Source organism: Geomonas silvestris (genome assembly GCF_014193515.1).
GTDB classification, from domain to species: domain Bacteria; phylum Desulfobacterota; class Desulfuromonadia; order Geobacterales; family Geobacteraceae; genus Geomonas; species Geomonas silvestris.
The window spans coordinates 217,713-238,659 of the sequence record NZ_BLXX01000006.1; the positions used below are offsets into that span (position 1 = coordinate 217,713).

The following is a 20,947-nucleotide window of genomic DNA, read 5'->3' on the forward strand; positions in this document are numbered from 1 at the left end:
AATGTGAAGTAACAACCGGAACTCGAACTCTTGTAAACAATGCCACAGTTCGATGCCACCTGAGTATCATTCTTCCCGAAGATGCAGCCCCCTACCCTCATGTGGGGGGCTGCTGGTCTGGTCTCCTCTACTGTCGCTGGTTAGCCACTACATGTATAGCACTGGCTTCCGTACTCGGACAGCGACATCCGCCTGGCCGCGTCGACGATTGTCTCGTACGTCGATTAAACAGCAGTAGCCCCATAAAGCCATTTAAAGCCCCGATTCCCACCCGCCCTACCCCACCTCCGTCAAAATCTGCGTTTGCCCCCTCCCTCCGGTTTAGCCCCCCCCAGCGGCCTTTTCTTCACGGCTACCTCCCGCACGGTTTAGATATTTTAAAAAAATACCATTATCAGCAGATCTACTCCGCAGATGTGGGTTGCACTTCTTGCCTCTTCAGCATCAATAGACTCATGATGCCCGCCGTCCGCACTCTCCCATACGGAGCACTACCTGATGCTGCACCAGACCACGTTCCAGGGGAATCGTCCCGCCGGTCAGCCGTCTTCCATCCAGTTCTACCCATGCCATCCCGCGCTGACAGCCGTCGGGGTTTTCCACCCGTATCACGTAGAGCGCCTCGCCATGCCGGTAACGCATGGTGAAGCCCGGCCATGCAGCAGGGATGACGGGGTTTACCCGGAACTCCTCGCCCCGTACCTCAAGGCCCAGCACTTCCTCGACCCAGGCCCGGTACATCCAGGCCGCCGCACCGGTATACCAGGACCAACCACCCTGCCCTATCCTGCCGGGCAGTCGGTACACGTCGGCCGCCACGACGTAGGGCTCGACACCGTAGAGCCAGGCGCCATCCGCGTCGCGGGCGTGCTCTATCGGGTTCAGGATGCGCAGGAGCTGCGCCGACCGGTCGCCGTCCCCCATGCGTGCCAGGGCCATGGCCATCCAGAGGGCGGCATGGGTGTACTGACCGCCGTTTTCCCTGACCCCCGGCGGGTACCCCTTGATGTATCCCGGGGAGGGGATTGAGGTGTCGAAGGGGGGCTCGAAAAGCAGCACCAGCCCTTGGTCCGCACGCACCAGGTGCTGCCAGGCCGATTCCAGGGCGCGCTCGGCGCGCTGCGGGTCCGCGGCCCCCGAAAGCCAGGCCCAGGACTGCGGCAGGGAATCGATGCGCGCCTCGCGGTTTTGTGCCGATCCCAGCAACGAGCCGTCGTCGAAGGTCCCGCGCAGATACCAATCCCCGTCCCAGCCGGCCGCTTCCACCCGCTGGACCAGGGCATAGCGGTTTTCAAGGTAGGCCCGGCCCAACTCGGGTTCGTCCAAAAGCTCCGCTAATTCCGCCATCCCCTTGAGGCAGTCGCATAAAAACCAGGCAAGCCAGACGCTTTCGCCTCTTCCCTCGGCGCCCACCTGGTTCATCCCGTCGTTCCAGTCCCCGGTCCCCATCAGGGGGAGGCCATGTGGGCCTGTCGTGAGTCCGCGGGTCAGCGCTCGCCGGCAGTGCTCGAAGATGGTGGCGCGCTCGAAAGTGACCTCGGGCGAGGAGAATACCTCGTGCTGGTTGTCCGCAAGGGGCGGCGCGTTCAGGGAGGGGACCTCTTCCGTCAGGATCGCTCGGTCCCCGGTGGCTCGCACGTACTGTGCGGTCACGTAGGGGAGCCAGAGCAGGTCGTCCGAGATGCGGGAGCGGATCCCAGCACCGGCTGGCTCGTGCCACCAGTGCTGGACATCCCCCTCCTTGAACTGCCGGCTGGCTGCCAGGAGGATCTGCCGGCGTGCCAGTTCGGGGCGTGCCTGCAGGAAGGCCATGACGTCCTGCAACTGGTCGCGGAACCCGAAGGCGCCTCCCGACTGGTACAGTGCCGAGCGCCCCCAGATGCGGCAGCTCAAGGACTGGTACTGCAGCCAGCGGTTCACCAGAAGGTCGGTGGCGCGCTCCGGGGTCTCCACCTGGACCGTCCCCAAAAGTTCGTCCCACCAGGTCCTGGTCGCCTCATAGGCCTCCTCGAAGGAGGCCTCCTCACGATAGCACAGCACCAGCTGCCGTGCTTCATGCGCCGTCGCCGCCTGGCCCAGGAGGCAGGTAACTGCACGCACCTCGCCGGGGTCCAGCTCCAGGGTCAGTCTCAGCACCGCACAGGGGTCGAACCCCGCCCCGACCCGCCCGGAGAGGGAGACCAGCTCCATGCCTGCCGGGTCGGAAAGGGTGCGGTTGCGCCCGACGAAGGCGGCCCGGTCGCCGCCGTAGCTTTCGGGGCGGGGAGTCAGCGCCACGAAGGCGACCCGCTCGGCGTACTCGGGATGGTAGCGGTTGCGCGCCAAGAGCGCCCCGGCCTCCTCGTCCCAGCTGGTGACCAGGTGCATCTGGCTAGTCTCGCGGTTCTCGCCCAGGGTGAGTTCCACGTAATAGGTGAGGGAGATCCGGCGCTTGCGTGCGGTGGTGTTGGCGAGCCGCAGGCGCTGCAGCTTGACGGGCTGCCCCCCCTCCCCGTCCACCGGGACGCAGATGGTCAACTCCTGGTCGATCCCGTCACTGTTGTGCTCGAATACCGAATAGCCCGCCCCGTGCCGCGCCCGGTAGGCGCTGGCCTCGCGGATCGGCGCCGCGGTGGGCGACCAGACCGCGCCGCTTTCCTCGTCGCGCAGGTAGAGCGCTTCGCTCGCGGGATCCAGCACCGGGTCGTTGGACCAGCCGGTGAGCCGATTGCGCTGGGAGTTGCCGAACCAGGTGAAACCGGAGCCGGTTTCGCTCACCAGGGTGCCGAAGTTCGGGTTGGCGATCACGTTCACCCAGGGTGCCGGGGTGTTGGTGCCAGGGCCCAGGTAGATGGCGTATTCGCGCCCGTCCGGGGTAAAGCCCCCCAGGCTGTTGAAGTAGTCGAGCTCCAGGAAGGGTAAGGGCCCCGAGGGATCGGTGGGGACGCGTCTTTTGCTTAACGTCTGGGGCGCCTCTACTGCCTCCGCTGGCGCCCCCAGCTGCTGGGGGAGCGTGCCGCGGGCCGCCACCAGGACGATGCTGGCCGCGGCCTTGAAGAGCTTCAGGTCCTGTTCGGGGATCTGCGCCGCACAGACCAGGAAGATTCTCCCCGGCAGGTCGGAGGCCCGGGAGAGGGCATGGGTCTGGATCAGCTGCTCCAAGCGCTCCTTGAGCGGGCGCTGGTAGCTGGCCGCCTCCTCGTTGAGGATCACCAGGTCGGTTGCCAGACCGTGCAGGCGCCAGTAGGTATGGGCCTGGAGCATCTGGCGCACCAGGCTCAGCTCCCGTACCTCGCCCACGGTGACCAGCGTCAAGGGGAAGTCCCCCGAAATGGCGTAGGGCCAAAGCCCGGCCTGTCCCAGGCGGTTTTCCTCCAGCCGTTCGGCGGGAGCGCGCAGGGCGCGGTTGGGGAAGAGCAGGTGGCTGGCCAGCTGTTGGAAGCGGCGCGCCTCGTCGGGCTGGACGCGCAGCACCTGCAGCTGCTGCTGGGCCGCTCTCCAGGCGAAGTCCTGGGCCCGCTCGCCCGCATGGGGATCGGAATACTTGTCCAAAAGGAGCAGCACCTCGGCACGGGTCTCCCCGGCGCACAGTACCAGGGAGACCCGGACACTCTGGCCCGGTTCCAGGGTGATGCCGTGGCGCATCCCCAGCATCGGGTCCAGCACGAACCCCTGGCTGTTGCCCAGCTCGCCTGCGGCCCCCATGGGATTTGCCAGGGTGCGCCCCCGGCCGATGAATCGCCCCCGGTCCGTTTCGAACTGCCAGTCCTGTAACGGTGCGGGATCAGAGCCGCTGCGCTCCAGCATCAGGGCGTGGGCCACGTAAAACGGCGCCTCCGCGCCACTGCGCACGCGTCGATGGGCCACCAGCGCCCGCTGCCCGGAAAGCGCCTCGGTCTCGATGAAGAGCTTGTTGAAGGCGGGGTGCTGGCGGTCCGCGTTGTGCGGTGCCATGGAGAGCTCCACATAGCTGGTGAGGTCGAGACGGCGGGTGCGGGAGGAGCGGTTGACCAGGGTTACCCGGCGCAGCTCCACGTCGTCCTCGGGCGAGACGATGATCTCGGTCTCGGTGTCTATGCCATGGTCCGCGCGGCGGAACACGGCCCGGTCCAGGTTGAAATGGACGCCGTAGCCCTCGACCCCTCCGCCGACCGGCTGGTAGGTGCTGGACCAGATGCGATCCGTGCCGACCTCGTGGAGATAACAGAAGATGCCGCCCAGGTCCAGGGTCGGGTCCGAGCGCCAGCGGGTGATCTCCAGGCCGCCCCACTGGCTGTAACCCGCCCCGGAGTTGGTCACCATCACCCCGTAGCGGCCGTTACTAAGCAGCAGGGTTCGGGGTGTAACGCTGTGGGGGGTGGTGAAGGAACTGGCCGCCGGTGCCGCCTGCTCCGCCGCCAAAAGTTGGGGCTCGGTGGGACGGGCGGAGGTCAGCTGCAAAGGCGGCAGGGTCGGGATGCGTTCCTGCAGCAGCGCCTCGAAGGCGCACACCCGCGGGTCGGCATGAAAGCGGCGCGGGAAGGGGGCGGCGTTCAGGAAGTTCACCAGGGAGAGAAACGCCATCCCCTGGTGGTGGGCCATGTAGGCCTCGACGATCACACCGTGCCCCCCCTGCCGCTGGGTCTGACGGCTGAAGTCAACCGATTCGTAGTAGCCGAAGTCCCCGAGCATGCCAAGTCCCGCGAGCCGCCTCAAGTTCCGCACGGTTGCCTGCGGCGCAAGGCTAAGCGCCAGAAGCGTCGCATAGGGCGCCACCACGAGCTTCTCGTCCACCGCGCGTTTAAGCCCCAGTGCCGGCACCCCGAAGGCATGGTACTGGTAGGTTTTTTCCAGATCCAGGTCCGCGAAGGCGGACTCCGAGACGCCCCAGGGCACCCCGAGCCTGCGGCCGTAGTCGATCTGGACGTTAACCGCCTCCCGGGCCGCCCGGTCCAGGAGCGAGTTGGCGTAGCTCTTTTGGAAGAGCAGCGGCATCAGGTATTCGAACATGGTGCCGGTCCAGCTCAAGAGCACCCGTTTCTGGCCGACAGCGCCGTAGGGGCGCCCAAGCGAAAACCAGTGCTCCATGGGCGCCTCGCCCCGGGCGATGGCGAGGAAGCTCGCCAGACGGGCCTCGCTGGCCAAAAGATCGTAGCTTGAGAGATCAAGCCGGCCGCTAGTCACATTGTAGCCAATGGCGAAGAGCTTCTGCTTCGGGTCGTAGAGAAAGTTCAGGTCCATCCCGCAGGCAAGCTTGCGCACCTCGGCGCTCAACCGCTCCAGGACGCCCAAGGTTTCACCAGCCAGCCAGCGTGCGGTGGCGAAGGCGGCCAGGACCCGGTCGATCCAGTCGGTGAGCGGCAGACCGCCTGCCGGCGGCGCCTCCCGACAGGCCTCAAGAAGGCGCATCGAGGCGACCCGCCCCCCGGCCAGTTCGGCAAGCGAGGGCGCGCGCGCCAGGTCCCCGCGCACGGCGTCCAGGACCGCAGTACCAAGCGGAGTGATTTCCAGCTCGTTTTTTTCGGCAAGGACGCGGACCCAGCCAAGGTAGCGCTGCGCGTTTTCCAGACAGCCCGCCACCTGGTCCTCCATCTCGCCGGCCCAGGAGGCCGCACCGCCGGGGACCAGAGGGACCCGGAAGTTGACCCGCATCTGCTCCAGAAGGCGCAGCTTGTCGATAAGGCGTGCCGGTGGGGCGGTCCACTGGCCCAAAAGCTGGTCCAGCATGCCGGGGTCGAAGCCCCCAAGGCGCTCCTGCCCCATCATCTGCTTCAGGATAAGACCGGTGTCCAGGAGGCCGGCGAAGGCCTTTTCGTCCAGGAGCCGAACGTTTCTCAGTTCGCCAAGCCCCTGCTCCAGGGCCACCAAAGCGCCCAGCAGGTTGCCGCTGTCCACGCCGGACACGTACCGGGGCTCCAGTGGGGTCAGGGTCCGGATATCGTACCAGTTCAGCAGGTTGCCCCGGTTGAGCTCCAGTTTGCCGATGGTAGCCAGGGAGCGGGTCAGCCGGTCAAGCAACTGGTCCAGGGTCAGGTACCCCATATCGTGTGCCCCCAGGGCACTGGTCAGCCAAAGACCGATGTTGGTGGGGGATGTGCGCAGGGCCGCGCGTTTCTGGTGGGCCTGCTGGTAGTTGTCCGGCGGCAGCCAGGAAGTGTCGGGGCCGACGAAGACCGAGAAGTAGCGCCAGGTCCTGCGGGCGATCTCGCGCAAAAAACACTGGTCCGCCGGGGCCAGCGGCCCCGCCGCCGGCCCCGCGTCGGGACGCAGGTTCAAAAGCCAGCCCAGAAGCGGTGAAGAGAACCAGAGCGCGAGCCAGGGAAAGGCGTGGGGCAGGCTCGCCGACCGGCAGTACCAGAGGGCGCCGCCCGCCAGGACGCTGAAGAGGCTCCCCAAGGCGAGGCCCGCCACGAAGAGCGGCTGACGGCGCGCGGCGTGTGCCTGGCTTGCCTGGGCGGTCCACTCCAAAAGGTCGCGGCCGGAGATCAAGCGACGGTACCCGACCCGGGCGATGGCGTCGAGCGCCACCGCAGCCTGGTGGGGCAAGAGCGACGCGTCGGCCAGGGCGCGCAGCAGGTCGTGCCTTAGCTTGGCAAGCGAGAAGTAGTTAAGACCCTTGCGGGTGGTCGCCATGGTGAAGGGCTGGGCCAGCGGGTGGAAGAGGAGCTGCATGCCGACCACCAGGGCAGCCAGCATCCCGGCTCGGGGGGAGGCGAACCAGCAGGCGATCAGCAGGGCAAGGCTTGTGGCGGGCAACAGGCTGCGGCGCAGGTTGTCGAGAATCTTCCAGCGGTTCAGGAAGGAGAGCCGGTTGCTGCCGCGCCCGCCCAGGGCCTGCGGCACGCTCGGCAGGATCCACCCCGCTATCTGCCAGTCGCCCCGGATCCAGCGGTGGGCGCGACTCGCGTAGCCCTGGTAGCCCTGGGGAAACTCGTCGTAGAGCTCGATGTCGCTGGCCAGCCCCACCCGGACGTGGGCCCCCTCGATCAGGTCGTGGCTCAGCACCCAGGCCTCCGGGAAGCGCCCCGACAAAAGCCTGTTAAAGGCGCGCACGTCGTAGATCCCCTTGCCGTGGTAGGACCCCTCGCCGCTTAGATCCTGGTAGACGTCAGAAACCGCCTGGGTGTAGGGGTCGATCCCCACCGCGTCAGAGAAGAGCCGACTGAAGACCGAGACGCTGGTCGAGGTGAGCGTCGGGCTCACCCGGGGCTGGATGATGCTGTAGCCTTGCGTGAGCTCGCCGGCCGGGTTGAAGCGCGGCAGGTTCAGGGGGTGCGACAGGGTCTCCACCATCCGGCGCGCCGTGCCGTGCGGCAACTGGGTGTCGCTGTCCAGGGTGATGACAAAGCGCACGTCCGCCAGTCGATCGGGGTTGCCCAGGTACACCAGTCGGGCCGCCCCCTCGCCCCGGGTGCCGTCGATGAGACCGTTTAACTCCTCCAGCTTGCCGCGCTTGCGTTCCCAGCCGATGAATTTCTGCTCCGACTCGCTCCAGGTGCGCTCCCGGTGGAACAGGAAGAAGCGCTCCCCCGGGTAGCGGGCGTTGAGCTCGGTAAGGCCCGCCACCGCGCAGCCGACCAGGCTGGCGTCGTCCTCGCGGGAGAGCGAGACCGAATCGGTGTAGTCGGAAAAAAGGGCGAAGAGGAGGTTGTCGTCTTTGTTGGCCAGGTAGCGGATCTCGAGCCGCTCCACTTCGGCGGCGAGCGTAGCCTCGTTCACCAGGAGCATCGGCACGACGACCAGGGTGCGGAAGGAGTCGGGGATGCCGGACACCTCGAAATCCATCTTGGGGAGCGGGCGTGGCGGCAGGAACCGGGTAACCAGGTAGTTGACCAGTTCGATCGCCAGCTGGCTCACCGGGATCAGTGCCACCAGGAGCAGTCCCGGGCGCAGCCAGGGCGTGTCCGGCAGACCGGACGGCTGCGCCAAAAGGGAGAACAGGGTAAGAAGCACGGTACAGTTCGTGCCGATGGCAATCCCGTAGATCGGTGCGTGGTACCGGTAGATCCAGGAAAGGATCCGGTAACGCCGCTTTTCATGGGCGCCGGTCTGGCGCACCAGCTCGGCGCGCCCCTTCCCTTCGAGCCAGCTCCCCACGTAGTGCAGCTGCTCGTCGCTCCCGGGCTGGCGCCGGGCGTCGCTTGCCAGGGCGATGGTTCGCAGGGCAAGTTCCAGCTCCTGCTCGGCGCTGCCCCGGGCAAGCTCCTCTATGGCACTGCGGCAGCGGTTCCTGGTTGCGAAATCCATCCCGGCGTAGCTGCCGGAAGGGTCGCGGCGTAGCACCTGCTCCACCCGGCTCAGCCGTTCGAAAACCTCGCGCCAGTCCAAAAGCGCCAGCTGCCTGAGGCTCGTGAAGGCGTTGCCGCAGGAGATCTGCTCCCTGGTCTGCCGGTGCTGTTCGCGGGAGGTGAGTTCATGCAGGGTGCCTTTGTGTGTCCGCTCGAGCCAGTTCTGCACCGGCGCAAGGGCGGCACCCTCGTCATAGAGCAGCCCCACCAGTTGCGCGGCGAAGTAGGGGCTAGGACTCGGTTCTGCACCGGCAAGTTCCGCCAGCACCCCGAAGAGCAGGTTGGCATCGCGGCGGTTGGCAGCAACCAGACGACTGGCCCAGAAATCAGCCAACTGGCGTTCACGCAGGTTGGCAAGGGCAGCGATTGCCAGGCTCTGGATACTTTCCACGAGCGCTATGCGCAGCATCTGGGGAATGGCCCAGAGCTCGCAGATCGTAAGCGGCCGCACCGACTGGTAGGTCTCGATGAAGGAGATCATCGCCTCGCGGTCCAGGTGCAGCTCGCTGTGAAAAATCAGGTCCTTGGCCAGGCCGTAGATACAGGGAAGCCCACGGTAAGGATCCGAGGCCAGGGTCGGCAGCTGCCGGTAAAAACTGCCGGGCAGGTTCAAAAGGACGTCGCGGACGTTCCCTTCCAGGACGTGCTCGTTATCGAGGATCCAGTCAGCCGCCGGCGTGGCCTTCTGTTCAAGGCGGCTGGCGGCGCCCAGGTCCGCGCAGATCCGGCGCACCCAGTGCCGGGACTCCCTTAGCCTTTGGATGAGTGCGACGCGAGGCCCGATCCGGCTGTCCATCCGCTGCTCCTTGGCATGGCGCTCGGCATGTTCCTTAATCTGGGCGGGGGACAGCTTCACCTCGGGGACCCGCGATTCGGCACGGCGCTCGCGCTGGGGATGCAGGACGAAGAGCGCCGGCGCCTCGCGCTGTGCACGCAAAAGGGCCATGGGAAGCGGCAGTGCATCGACCGCAGCCTGCAGCATCAGGAGGGTCTCGCCGGGGAGCAGCCTGCGGGCATACTCGCTTAGGACCCTGGGGTCGACGTGGCAGCGCAAGCGCCGCAGCACGAGTTGCAGGGTCAACGCAGCCACGGCCGGGGCTGCGAGGGCAAGGCCGAGCGGTACCGGCAGGGACAGCCCCGGAAACGGCACAAGCCACCTAAGCATGAGCAGCGAAAGCCCTGCCCCCTCAGCGCATATGCCGGCGACCAGGAGCATCTCCAGGGTATGCCGCCAGCGCAAGGGATCGACGTTCGATACGGTTCCGTCGAGCCCTTTGTGCAGCAGGGCGGCTCGATGACAGCCGGGGCTGGCTGCGGCCTGGAAAGCGCTTCGGGCTTCTTCTTTATTCGAATAATAGGCGATAAGGGTGGCGAGGCTCACGTAGATGTTCCTTTAGAGAGGAGTTGCATTACTGCTAACGCCGACAGCGGTGCCGCCCCTTACCGGAGGGAAGGGCTCTGCACCAAGCCGTGTCGGGTTTCAGGGGAGAGAGCCTGGGGGGCGCTACGGGGGGCAACAAAGCAAGTAAAAACGTTTGATATCAGCGTCCTTCCATTACACTGAACCGAGATAATGTGATGTGGCGGAACCTCTCCTCTCTGCTGAACCTCCCACACTTGAAAACTCTGGCCGCTAGCTCCATGGATTTTCTCCTCCTGGTGATCCCTTCATTCCGGATACGCAACTTGTGTGCCGTCCGGAGCCCCGCCCCTCTAAACGGCTATAGACCTGTTACTAAATGGGATATCAAGTTCGCGAGACAGCCAAGCCAGATGAGACGAGTGGGGAAGCCGCCGGGTTTGACAAAACTTTCATATATGGCGGGCAGAGCAAGGATGTCTGCGATTCGTGGCTCAGTAACGCTGGCAATCTGCTGGATCTAATCGAAACACTGCCTGGACGACCTGGGCGACTTGGGCGCGTACGTTCCTTATCTATAAACGCGGGAGGTCGCCAAAAGCCGGCCAGACAAAGGCGAGATACCATCATAGGCTTGCACATCATCCTCTTGGCCACGGAGGATATATCCCAGTGCAAGCTGGCTGAGGAGCGCGTGAGCGAGGTGATCGGGCAGCAGCAGGCAATCCTCGACAACATCCCCAACATTGCCTGGCTCAAGGATCGGGACGGCAGGTATGTCGCGGTGAACCAACCGTTTTCCCGCGCCTTCCAGGTGACGCCCGAGGAGATGATCGGCAAAAGCGACCGCGACATCTACCCCCTGGGCGGGCTGCGCAATGCGAGAAGGACTCCCGGGAGGTCATGGCGGCAGGAAGCCGACGCCATTTCGAGGAAACGGTGGTGGACAGGGCGGGGAAAACCCGTTACCTCGAGAAGGTCGAGACCCCCATATTCGACGGAGACGGCAGCAGCATCTGCATCATCGGCATCGCTCATGATTTCACCTCCCGCAAGGAAATCGAGGTTACCCTGCGCCATGACAGCACCCACGACAGACTGACCGGCCTTTACAACCGAGCCTTCTTCGAAGCGCAAGTGGAGCACCTGACCCAGGGCAGGAAGTTGCCGGTTTGCATCGTGATGGCGGACGTTAACGGGCTTAGGAGGAGGAGGGTGAACGACACCCAGGGGCACCAGGCGGGAGACGAACTGATTCGACTGGCGGCCCGTGTCATCCAGCGGGCCTTCCGGTCAGACGAGATCGTAGCGCGGATCGGCGTGGACGAATTCGCCACCCTGCTGCCGGGAGCAGGCTTGGCAGGAACTGAAGCGGCGGTAGAAAGGATACGGCTCTCACCCGAACTGACCGGGGGGGGGGCGCTCAGCATTGCATTCGGTGTGGCTTGCGCGAAAGGAAAGAATCAGGTGGGGGCCGCTTTAAGACGGAGCGACGAGCGGATGTACCTCGATAAAGTCGCAAGAAAGCCTAAGAAAGACGCGGGATAAAAGAGAAGCCTCCCCTCCCAAGATAGACAGCATCACTTCCGCCATCCCAGGCGAGCCTTCCCTGCCGCCGGCACCGTTGCCGAGTTGGATAGCTTCGGGGGCAGTCACCGATGAAACCCACCCGGCCGGTCGTCTCGATGCTGCTGCGCTGCCACCGTTTTTGCGATGGGGACACGATATCCTAGGTGTGTTTTGGCTGGCTCAGGTTACGCTACTCGGGGGCGAAACGGCGAAAAAACCAGCGCTTGATTAGGTCCACAGCGAGGAGATACGCGACGAGGAGGACGGCCAGGACCAGGAAAAACCTGGCGGGCGGCATCACGAAGCCAAGTGCCGTGCCGGCGCCCGTGCACGGCAACAGCGCGGCTACCGCCACCACGGTAAGCGAGCAGGCAACGAGCCAGGGGTTGGGGCGGCTTTTAAGGAGCCCCTTCCTGGTACGGATCACGAAGATGACCAGCACCTGGGTCGCCATGGATTCGATGAACCAGCCGGTGTGGAACAGCGCCTCGCCGGCATGGAAGAGCGCCAGCATGAGGTAGAAGGTGAGAAAGTCGAAGGCCGAGCTGACAGTACCGATGATCAGCATGAAGTTGCGGATGAATTTCATGTCCCAGCGCCTGGGCCGGCTCAGGTAATCGTCATCCACCCGGTCCAGGGGAATGGGAAGCTCCGAGACATCGTAGAGCAGGTTGTTGAGCAGGATCTGCACCGGCAACATGGGGAGAAAGGGGAGCACGAGCGAGGCCCCCGCCATGGAAAACATGTTGCCGAAGTTGGAACTGGTCCCCATCATGATGTATTTCATGATGTTTCCGAAGGTGCGTCGCCCCTCCAGGACACCTGAATGCAGCACTCCCAGGTCCTGTTCCAGAAGGATCATGTCGGCGGCCGCCTTGGCAACGTCTACCGCGCTGTCTACCGAGATCCCCACGTCTGCCGAATGCAGCGAGGGGGCGTCGTTGATCCCGTCACCCAGGTACCCGACCACGTGGCCGCGCTTTTTGAGCGCGAGGATGATGCGGTTTTTCTGGACTGGGGTGACCCGGCAGAACAGGTTCACCTGCTCAACTCGCGCGGCGAGCGCAGCGTCGTCCATTTCCTGGATCTGGCTGCCGGTCAGGACCCCAGTGACCGGAAGCCCCAGTTCGGCAAAGATGTGTTGGGTTACCAGTTCGTTGTCCCCGGTGAGGATCTTGACCGCCACCCGGTCGGCGGCAAAGCCTGCAAGGGATGCCGCCGCGCTTTTTTTGGGCGGGTCCAGGAACGCGGCAAAGCCCGCCAGGACCAGCTCGGATTCGTCCCCCACCACCGCATGGGGGTGCTCTTTCCCCACCTGACGCGAGGCAATCCCCAACACCCGGAAGCCGGCACGGCTAAGAGATTCGAACTGCGCGTTGATGTTCAGGCGTGCCTTTTCGTCCAGGGGGGCTTGCGTCCCGTCCGTCTCAAAGCTCGTGGAGAGCCGCAGAATATCCTCCGGGGCGCCCTTCACCACCAACACCCGTTCTTCCCCCCTTTCAAGGAGTACCGATATTCTGCGCCGCTCGAAGTCGAACTGCACCTCGTCGATCTTCAGCCAGCCGCTGACGTCAACCTCGGTGTGCTCCAGAATGGCGTCGTCCAGGGTACTTTTCAGTCCGGTTTCGAAGTAACTATTAACGTAGGCCAATTCCAGGACCCGGCGGCTCTCTTGGCCCAGAGGGGTCAGGTGGCGCTCCAAGTGGATGCGCGCCTCGGTCAGGGTGCCGGTCTTGTCGGTACAGAAGACATCCATGCTTCCGAGGTTGTGGATTGCGGCGAGCCGCTTCACGATTACCTTGAGCGCCGCCATGCGCAGCGCCCCCCGCGCCAGGGTCACCGAGACCACCATGGGGAGGAGCTCCGGGGTGAGCCCCACCGCGAGGGCTACGGCAAAGAGAAACGACTCCAGCCAGGGGCGGTGGAAGTAGGTATTGACGAGCAGTACGAACAGGACCAGGAGCACCGTCATACGCATGATGAGAATCCCGAAGTCGCGGATGCCGGTTTCGAATGCGGTGGGCGGTGGCTTTGCAAGCAGGGTGTCGGCAATGCCGCCCAACTCGGTAGCCTGCCCGGTGCGGCACATGAGCACCCTGGCCGTACCGCTTACCACCGAGGTCCCCAGAAGGACCGTATTGAGGGCGCTAAGTACCTGCAACTCGTCCGGGAGCTCCACCGGGGATTTCTCCACGGGATAGGCCTCCCCGGTCAAAAGGGCCTGGTTGATGAAGAAGTCCCTGGCCTCCAGCACCCGGCCGTCGCAAGGGACCAGGTCGCCTGCGGCAAGCAGCACCACGTCTCCCGGCACCATCTCGGCCAGGGGCAGCTCCTGGGGCCGGCCGTCGCGCAAAAGCCTGCCCCGAACCGCAACCGATTGGCGCAGCCCCTCGGCTGCGTGCCCGGCGCGCTGTTCCTGAACGAAATCAAGGCTCACGCTGATAAGGACGATGACGCCGATTATGAAAAAGCTGGCCGTGTCGCCGGTGAAGGCGGAAAGGGTGCTGGCCGTCAGCAGGATGATCACCAAGGGATTGCGGAACTTGCCGAGAAACTGCAGGATGAGAGCCCTTTTGCGCTCCCCGTGTATCAGGTTGGGTCCGTAGCGCATCAGGCGGCGGGCCGCTTCGGGGCTGCTGAGCCCCTCGGGGGTTGAACCGAGTTGTTCCAGCAGGATTCCGATGGGAAGCTGCCAAAACGGCGACTGCGATGTGTCTTCAGGCAGGGACACTCTAGATCACCTCCGGGCGGCTTTTAACCAGACAGTTCTCATTGAGCGGAAATCTAGAACTCGCCAGCGACAGCCTCGCTCTATGACAGTGTATCACACGGATAACAAGGTCGCCTGGCCCTGTTGTGCCTGGCGACTCCCAGCCTTTGAGCCACCGCATGAATCTGCCAACCGACCTACCCTGTGTTTAAGTTGCCTACTGTAAGCAAGCGTCTTTGAATTAATAAACATTAGTCAGATTATGGAATAGGTGTTACTCTGAGAATGAGCCAGTCAAGGAGTTTCATGGACCTTTGTAGTAGCTCTTTTCCCAACCGCACCTGGTTCAAATTCGAGGCGTACAGCATGGACAGTGGAAACGACGAGAGCGCTTCAGTTGTAAGCGGAAAAAAACGGCCTACCGTGCGGCACCGGCTCATTGCCGGACCGGTCTCGCCGCAACCGCCTATGACCCGGGAGGCGATGCGGAGGCTTGTCCAGGAATTGGAAATCCATCAGATCGAGCTCGAATCGCAAAACGAGGAGCTGCGGCAGGCCCGAGAACAGCTGGAGATCTCGCGCAACGACCTGGCCGAACTCTACGACTTCGCCCCCGTTGCCTACTTCACCTTCGACAGCTGCGGAGTGGTACGCCAGGTTAACCTGGCAGGTTCACAGCTACTGGGAGTCGAGCGGCGCCAGCTGGTCGGCACCCCCTTTACCCGTTACCTCGCCGACGCGCAAGGGAGGGAGTTTTTCCCCCGCTACCTGGCCGGGGTAGTGCAGCATCCCCATCTCCAGCAGTGCGAGATCAGGCTTTCCGGAAAAAACGGTTCGATCGTTTACGGCAGGTTCCGCAGCATCAGGGTCAGCGACCGCGTCGGCAAGGACGGCTTCATCCGCGTTCTCTGCTCGGTCGTCGACGGCACCCTCGCCAGACGCCTGCAGGAAGACCTGCAAAAATCTCACAACAACCTCGAGATTACCGTATCGCAGCGCACCGCGGAGCTCGCCCGCAGCAACGAACAGCTCACCCGGGAAATCGAGGAGCGCAGCAGGGCCGAAGAGGCGCTGCAAAACGCCTACCTGGAGATAAAGCGACTGAAGGACCGGCTTCAGGCCGAAAACAACTACCTGCAGCAGGAGGTCGCCCGGCAGTTCAACTTCGGCGAGATCATCGGCCAGAGCCAGGCCCTCGCCAACGTGAACCGGCAGGTGGAACAGGTCAGCCCCATGAATGCCACCGTGCTGCTTTTGGGCGAAACCGGCACCGGCAAGGGGATGGTGGCTCGTGCCATCCACGCCGGCTCCCCCCGCAAGGGGCGCCCCATGATTACCGTCAACTGCACCACCTTGCCGGCGACGCTGGTGGAAAGCGAGCTCTTCGGGCGGGAAAAGGGCGCCTTCACCGGTGCATTTGCCCGCCAGATCGGGCGTTTCGAACTGGCCGACGGCGGCACCGTGTTCCTGGACGAAGTAGGCGACATGCCGCTGGAATTGCAGGGCAAACTGCTCCGGGTAATCCAGGACGGCGAGTTCGAGCGGTTGGGCGGCAACATCACCCTCAAGACCGACGTCCGGATCATCGCGGCCACCAATCGGAACCTGGTGACGGAGATCCGTGAGGGCCGCTTCCGGGAGGACCTCTACTACCGCCTCAATGTCTTCCCTATCACCATTCCGCCACTTAGGCAGCGCAGCGAGGACATCCCGCTGCTTGTCGAGCACTTCCTGGCCAAGTTCAACAAGAAGATCGGCAAAACGGTAAGGACGGTAACGAAGGAGACACTGGAGGCCCTCAAGGGCTACCACTGGCCGGGCAATGTCCGTGAACTGGAAAACGTCATCGAGCGTGCGGTCATCACCAGCCAGGGGAGCACTCTCCAGGTGCTGGACCGGTTCGACAGTTTCCCTGTAAGGGAACAAGACGGCGCGGCTCCGGCTCCGGACGGAGTCGGCGGAGCGACGGGGGGGGCTGGCGTGAAGGCGCTCTCCGTCCTCGAGAGCGATCACATCTTGAGCGTTTTGTTAAGGACCGGCTGGCGCATCGAGGGAAAACACGGTGCGGCTGGGCTGCTCGGCATCAATGCCAGTACTTTGCGGGCGCGGATGCGTAAATTCGGCATCGTCCGCAGGTAACCAGCCCTTACGGATGACGCTGCCCGTTGGTTTTGTAGCGCGCCCAGTATGCCGTGCTGCGGGCCAAGTGCCGGTCCATGGGCCCTCTGTTCAAAATCGCCAGGACGGCGGCGTAGAATACGGCTGCACCAATGATTGTCAACATAAGCTTAGCTCCTCCGGCACCTCGTTTACCGTGCGGGGGTGCCTTTCCCCGAAGCGTTGTGTCCCAAGCCCCTCCCTACCAAAAGCACGCGACAGGCAGGTCCGGTCAGACGGTAACCTTCAGGCCGGCCGTTTTTTCGTCCTTTTTGAGCTTCTTATCCGCCTTCTTCTCTTTTTGGGTCTTGGCTGGTGCCTTCTTGGAAGCCTTCTTGCTGTCCTTGCCTTTACTCATGTCCGTCTCCTGGTACCGCGGGAAGTCGTTACTTCTGCACCAGTGAACTTGCAACGAGCGGGCCAGACGGAAGCGGATGCGAACCTGGGCGCGCAACAGGCCGCAAAGACGCGGGAATTTCGAGGTAAGCCCCCTCTGCCCAGGAAAATCCGTCGCAAGGGACCGTCGCATGTCGCACTCCTGCCATATATGGCGGAGCAGCCGTGCGCCGCTTAGCTGGCAGCACGGTACCGGCGCAAGATGCCGTACTTGCGCATCCGGGCCAAAGGGTGCTGAGATGAGACCCCAAAAGTCCAGCCGCGGCCTTGCTTTCCCTCGGGTAGACTAGACGGCAAGAGTTCGTGCCATTTTGGGTGGAACTACCAAGATTAACGTAACCGCGACGTGTGACGGAGATGTCGGCAGGCAGGGTGGCCTTCGGGACAGGAGGTGGCCAAGCAGGGGGGACCCACACCGGGGACGGCGCTGGGATAGAAAATCCGAATCGGTACAAGCCGCACCTGCAGGGGATCTAGACCTCGATTCTGAACTCGGCGCCCCCTGGCACGTTACGCGCCGTGAGCCGCCCCTTCATGCTTTTTTCGATGATGGTCCGGGACATGAAGAGACCGATTCCGGTTCCCTTGTCGGGTCCCTTGGTGGTGAAGTAGGCATCGAAGATCCGGTCCAGGATCTCGTCGGGGATGCCGCCCGCGTTGTCGCTTATAGTGACCACCGATCGCCCCCCAAGCATGGCCGCTTGGATGGAAATCCGGGGTGAGTCGACCTGACGCTCGACCAGCGCGTCCCTTGCATTGAGGAGGATATTGAGAAGCACCTGGGAATATTCGTTGGGAAAGCCCGTGGCAGTCGGGTCGGTTTCCTGCTGGAAATACACCGCGATCCCCTGGTCCTGCAACGTCTTTTGCACCAGGGAGAGGGTGCGCGCGATCACCTTGTTGACCCTGAAGGTGGTCGTTTCCTTATCGACCTTGAAAAGGTTGCGGAAAGCCTCGACGGTTTGCGACATGTGCTGGACGAGAGCCATCGCTTTTTCTGAAGTTTCCTTCAGTACGTCGCCGCTTAGTTTGCCCACGGCATAAAACATCGGCAACTGCTGGATCATAAGCCCCAGGGAGTTCAGCGGCTGGTTCCACTGGTGGGCGATGTTGTTGATCATCTCGCCCATGACGGCTAGACGGTCCTGCAGTATTAACATTTCGTCTTTTTGACGCAGTTGCTCCACCGCCTTGGCGATGCGCAGTTCCAGGAATCTGTTCATTTCCTCGAGGTCCCGCCTTTTTTCGGCAAGTTCCCTCTCGGCACGCCGGCGCTCGGTTATGTCGATGACCGCGACGCGACACTCCTGGCCAGCGGCGTCGGGCACCACCTCGATCTGCAAAAAGAGCGTTTCCCCTCCTTCCGGGGAGAAAGGCATTTCGCAGGACAGTTTTGCCTGCAGCTCAAAGGCCCTGGCCAGGAAATCTGAGAAGAAAGGGCGCGCGCTGGTCGGCACGAAGGCACCCATGCGCCGCCTCGCAAGCCGGCCGCGCTCGACCCCCAAGAGGCTCGCTCCCATGAGGTTCGCCGCCTTGATGGCTCCGGACCGGTCCAGCGTGAAATAGCCCACCGGTGCGAAATCGTAGAGGTCGGTGTACTTTTCGGAGATCCGGTCCGCCTCGTCCCGGGCCCGCATCAGCTCGGCATTTTGCAACTCGAGCTCGATCCGGTGCACCTCGAACTCATGGATGAGCCGCAGCATCTCTTCGGGGCTCCTGGGGACCTCGAGCTGCGCGGCCTTCTCCCGCAGACGCCCTTCGGCCCGGCGGCGCAGTTCCTCTGCCGTTATCAACCCTGCATCCTTAGACATAACCTCGTGTCCCTCACCGGCAGGTACGCCCCTTACGCGCGGCAGCTGCGCTAGCTTCCGGTTTCCAGCCGTTTCATAAGTCGCGCATTCTCCTCGCGCAGTTCCGCCTCCAGCCTCTTGGCAGCCGTAATGTCCGAAAAGGTGATCACCACCCCGTCGATCACCTCATCGATGGTCCGATAGGGCATGATGCGCACCAGGAACCAGCGCTTATCGACGGTGGCGACCTGCTTCTCCGAAAAGACCAGGGTGCGCAGCACCTCGTCCACGTCCGCGACCAATTCAGGGTACACCAGGTGATTCACGATGTCGTCAAGGGGCCTCCCCACATCCCCGGGGATCAGCTTGAACAGCTTCTCGACTCCCTTGGTGTAGCGGCGTATACGGCAACGGGAATCCAGGAAAACGGTGAGTATCTCCGTACTGTTCAGAAGGTTCCTCATGTCGTTGTTGGTCCGCGCCAGCTCGCCCATCTTGGACTGCTGTTCGGCATTCACCGTCTGCAGCTCTTCGTTTAAGGACTGCAGCTCTTCCCGCGACGTGGTCAGCTCCTCGTTGGTGGACTGCAGCTCCTCGTTGGTGGACTGCAACTCTTCGTTGGCGGACTTGAGCTCTTCCTGGGACGATTGCATCTCCTCGCGGGAGACCTGCAGTTTTTCCGACAGGTGCTGGAGTTCCCGCTCCAGTTCCTGCACCCTGTCGCAGGTCTCGGAAATGGCGCCGGAGCGGGGCCTCCTTTTCCTGTTCTCGAGCACCGGCCGATCCTTGAACACCACCATCACCAGACCCCGAAGCGCCTGCGGCTCCTCGACGGTCTGAACGATGATGTCGACATCCTGGCTGCCGGGGCCCTCCCCGAGCTTGAGCGCCGGGGCTGTCACCGCCTCCTTCTGCCTGAGCGCCTTCTCGAAGGCGACCCCCAGCTCGAAGCGCAGCCCCTTGCGGACCATGGCGAAGATGTTCCAGTTGGCCTTGCCGGCCGCAGGCTCGAGATACTTGCCCGTTCGCCCGCTTATGTAGAGGATGTCGCCTTTGCCGTTGACCAGCACTGCTGGAGGGGAAAAGCTCTGCAGCAACAACTGGTCGGCGAGCGCCTGGAGGTTGTCTGCGGGCTTCGCCACGATGGTTTCCTTATGAACTCCGGACAGGGCCGGGACCAAGGCGGGAGGAAAGGCCAGCGGCTCCAGTGGCAAGGCGGATTCGCGCCGCTGAAAAAGCCGCGCCTTGAGGTTTAAGGGGGTAAAGAGCTCGCCGCTGCTGTTCAGCGACTCCGCACTCCCAAGGAACAGGATGCCGCCCGGTTTCAGGACATAGTGGAATATCGGAAGGAGCTGTCTTTGGACCTCCGGAGTCAAGTATATCAACAGGTTGCGGCAGGCCAAAAGGTCCAGCTTGGTAAAGGGGGGATCCATGATGAGGTTTTGCGTAGCGAAGGTGACGGCGCCGCGGATCTCCTTGCCGACCCGGTAGCCGTTCTCCTCCTTAGTGAAGAACCGGTGCAACCGTTCGGATGACACGTCCGACGCGATGTTGGCCGGGTAACTTCCTTGACGGGCACGGTCTATGGCGTCGCGGTCCAGATCGGTGGCAAAGATCTGCAGCTGGAACTTCTCCGCGGCATGGCTCCGCTCCAGGGCCTCCCTAAACACTATCGCCAGCGAATAGGCCTCCTCTCCGGTGGAGCAGCCCGCCGACCATACCCTCAGCACCCCGCCCTGCCGCTCGGCCAGCAGCGCCGGGAGGGCCTCGTCCCGCAGGAACTCCCAAGCAGTCCCATCCCGGAAGAAGTTAGTGACCCCGATCAGAAGCTCGTTGAAGAGCAGATCGAGCTCCTGAGGGTTTCCCTGCAGGTAGCGGACATAGGTGACGAGCCGGTCGATTTGATGGATCCCCATGCGCCGCTCGATGCGGCGGTACACGGTGTTTTTCTTGTACGGGGAAAAATCGTGGCCGGTCTTGGCTCGCAGCAGGATGAGCACCTTCTCCAGGGAGCTTTGGTCCTTCTCCTCCTGCGCCCCTTCCACCTTGGCGATCAGCTGGGAGTGGCGCAGGTATTCGGCGATCTTGCCAGGCAGCTCCTGTGCCGGTGCCACCAGGTCGGCAAGTCCTGCATCGATGGCGCTTCTGGGCATGCTGTCGAACTTAGCGGTCTCGGGCTTCTGGACCAGCCCGAGACCGGCCTTTTCCTTGATGGCCCTTAGCCCCGCGGTACCGTCCGACCCCATGCCGGAGAGGATCACGCCGACGCTATGCTGCTGTCGGTCCTCGGCCAGGGAGCGCAGGAAGAAGTCGATGGGGAGCCTCAGGCCGCGCGGCGCCGTCGGCTCGAACAGGTGCAAGATCCCGTGCAAAATCGACATGTCCCGGTTGGGAGGGATCACATAGACGCAGTTCGGCCTGACCCGCATCCGGTCTTTCACCTGATATACCGTCATGCCGCTGGCACGTTGCAGCAGCTCAGGCAAGAGCCCCTGATGCGTCGGGTCCAGGTGCTGGATGACGACGAATGCCATGCCGCTGTCCGGCGGTACGCCCCGCAGGAACTGCTCCAGGGCCTCCAGTCCTCCCGCTGAGGCGCCGACGCCGACAATGGGGAAGGAGAGTTCCCGCGGGCTGGCAACTGCCTGTTCCGCAGCATCGCAGGGGGTGCTTCTTGAGCTGGACGTCTTTGTCTTGATTCTTTTCATGTGAACCAATA

General features: G+C 63.4%; 7 protein-coding genes and 1 pseudogene. 3 read left to right on the forward strand and 5 right to left on the reverse strand.

Annotated features, from left to right (window positions below; genetic code table 11):
- Positions 1-453: 453 nt before the first annotated feature.
- On the reverse strand, positions 454-9,627 hold the full coding sequence (locus GMST_RS11875; protein ID WP_183354872.1) for a glycoside hydrolase family 94 protein: 9,174 nt from the start codon (positions 9,625-9,627) through the stop codon (positions 454-456).
- A gap of 358 nt (positions 9,628-9,985) precedes the next feature.
- Here GMST_RS11875 and GMST_RS22585 point away from each other — a divergent pair.
- Together GMST_RS22585 and GMST_RS22590 are read left to right on the forward strand one after the other, a co-directional pair.
- Positions 9,986-10,438, forward strand: a pseudogene (locus GMST_RS22585) (hypothetical protein); the annotation flags it as partial.
- Positions 10,357-11,154: a GGDEF domain-containing protein gene (locus GMST_RS22590; protein WP_371873121.1), complete on the forward strand. Its 798-nt coding sequence runs from the start codon at positions 10,357-10,359 to the stop codon at positions 11,152-11,154. The pseudogene GMST_RS22585 and the gene GMST_RS22590, both read left to right, overlap by 82 nt.
- 211 nt (positions 11,155-11,365) lie before the next feature.
- On the opposite strand, the gene mgtA is transcribed toward GMST_RS22590, so the two are convergent.
- Positions 11,366-13,906 (reverse strand): magnesium-translocating P-type ATPase, encoded by a 2,541-nt coding sequence (gene mgtA / locus GMST_RS11885; protein WP_198424553.1) that lies wholly within the window; start codon positions 13,904-13,906, stop codon positions 11,366-11,368.
- 483 nt (positions 13,907-14,389) lie between these two features.
- On the opposite strand from mgtA, the gene GMST_RS11890 reads away from it, so the two are divergent.
- Positions 14,390-16,024: a sigma 54-interacting transcriptional regulator gene (locus GMST_RS11890; protein WP_246399462.1), complete on the forward strand. Its 1,635-nt coding sequence runs from the start codon at positions 14,390-14,392 to the stop codon at positions 16,022-16,024.
- A gap of 250 nt (positions 16,025-16,274) precedes the next feature.
- Here GMST_RS11890 and GMST_RS22440 read toward each other — a convergent pair whose 3' ends face one another.
- The 3 genes from GMST_RS22440 to GMST_RS11900 form a co-directional block, all read right to left on the reverse strand.
- Entirely contained in the window at positions 16,275-16,400 is a 126-nt protein-coding gene (locus tag GMST_RS22440) for a hypothetical protein (RefSeq protein WP_281380033.1), read from the reverse strand.
- A gap of 511 nt (positions 16,401-16,911) precedes the next feature.
- Positions 16,912-18,249, reverse strand: coding sequence for a sensor histidine kinase (locus GMST_RS11895; protein ID WP_183354875.1), 1,338 nt, complete (start codon positions 18,247-18,249; stop codon positions 16,912-16,914).
- Positions 18,250-18,299: 50 nt separating this feature from the next.
- Positions 18,300-20,936 carry a chemotaxis protein CheB gene (locus tag GMST_RS11900; RefSeq protein WP_183354876.1) on the reverse strand — a complete coding sequence of 879 codons (2,637 nt, stop codon included), beginning with the start codon at positions 20,934-20,936 and terminating at the stop codon, positions 18,300-18,302.
- Between the last annotated feature and the right edge of the window lie 11 nt (positions 20,937-20,947).

Bases quoted from the DNA above. Each gene is read 5' to 3' on its own strand.
- GMST_RS22440 (WP_281380033.1), bottom strand. From the start codon at position 16,400: ATGAGTAAAGGCAAGGACAGCAAGAAGGCTTCCAAGAAGGCACCAGCC.
- GMST_RS11895 (WP_183354875.1), bottom strand. From the start codon at position 18,249: ATGTCTAAGGATGCAGGGTTGATAACGGCAGAGGAACTGCGCCGCCGG.
- GMST_RS11900 (WP_183354876.1), bottom strand. From the start codon at position 20,936: ATGAAAAGAATCAAGACAAAGACGTCCAGCTCAAGAAGCACCCCCTGC.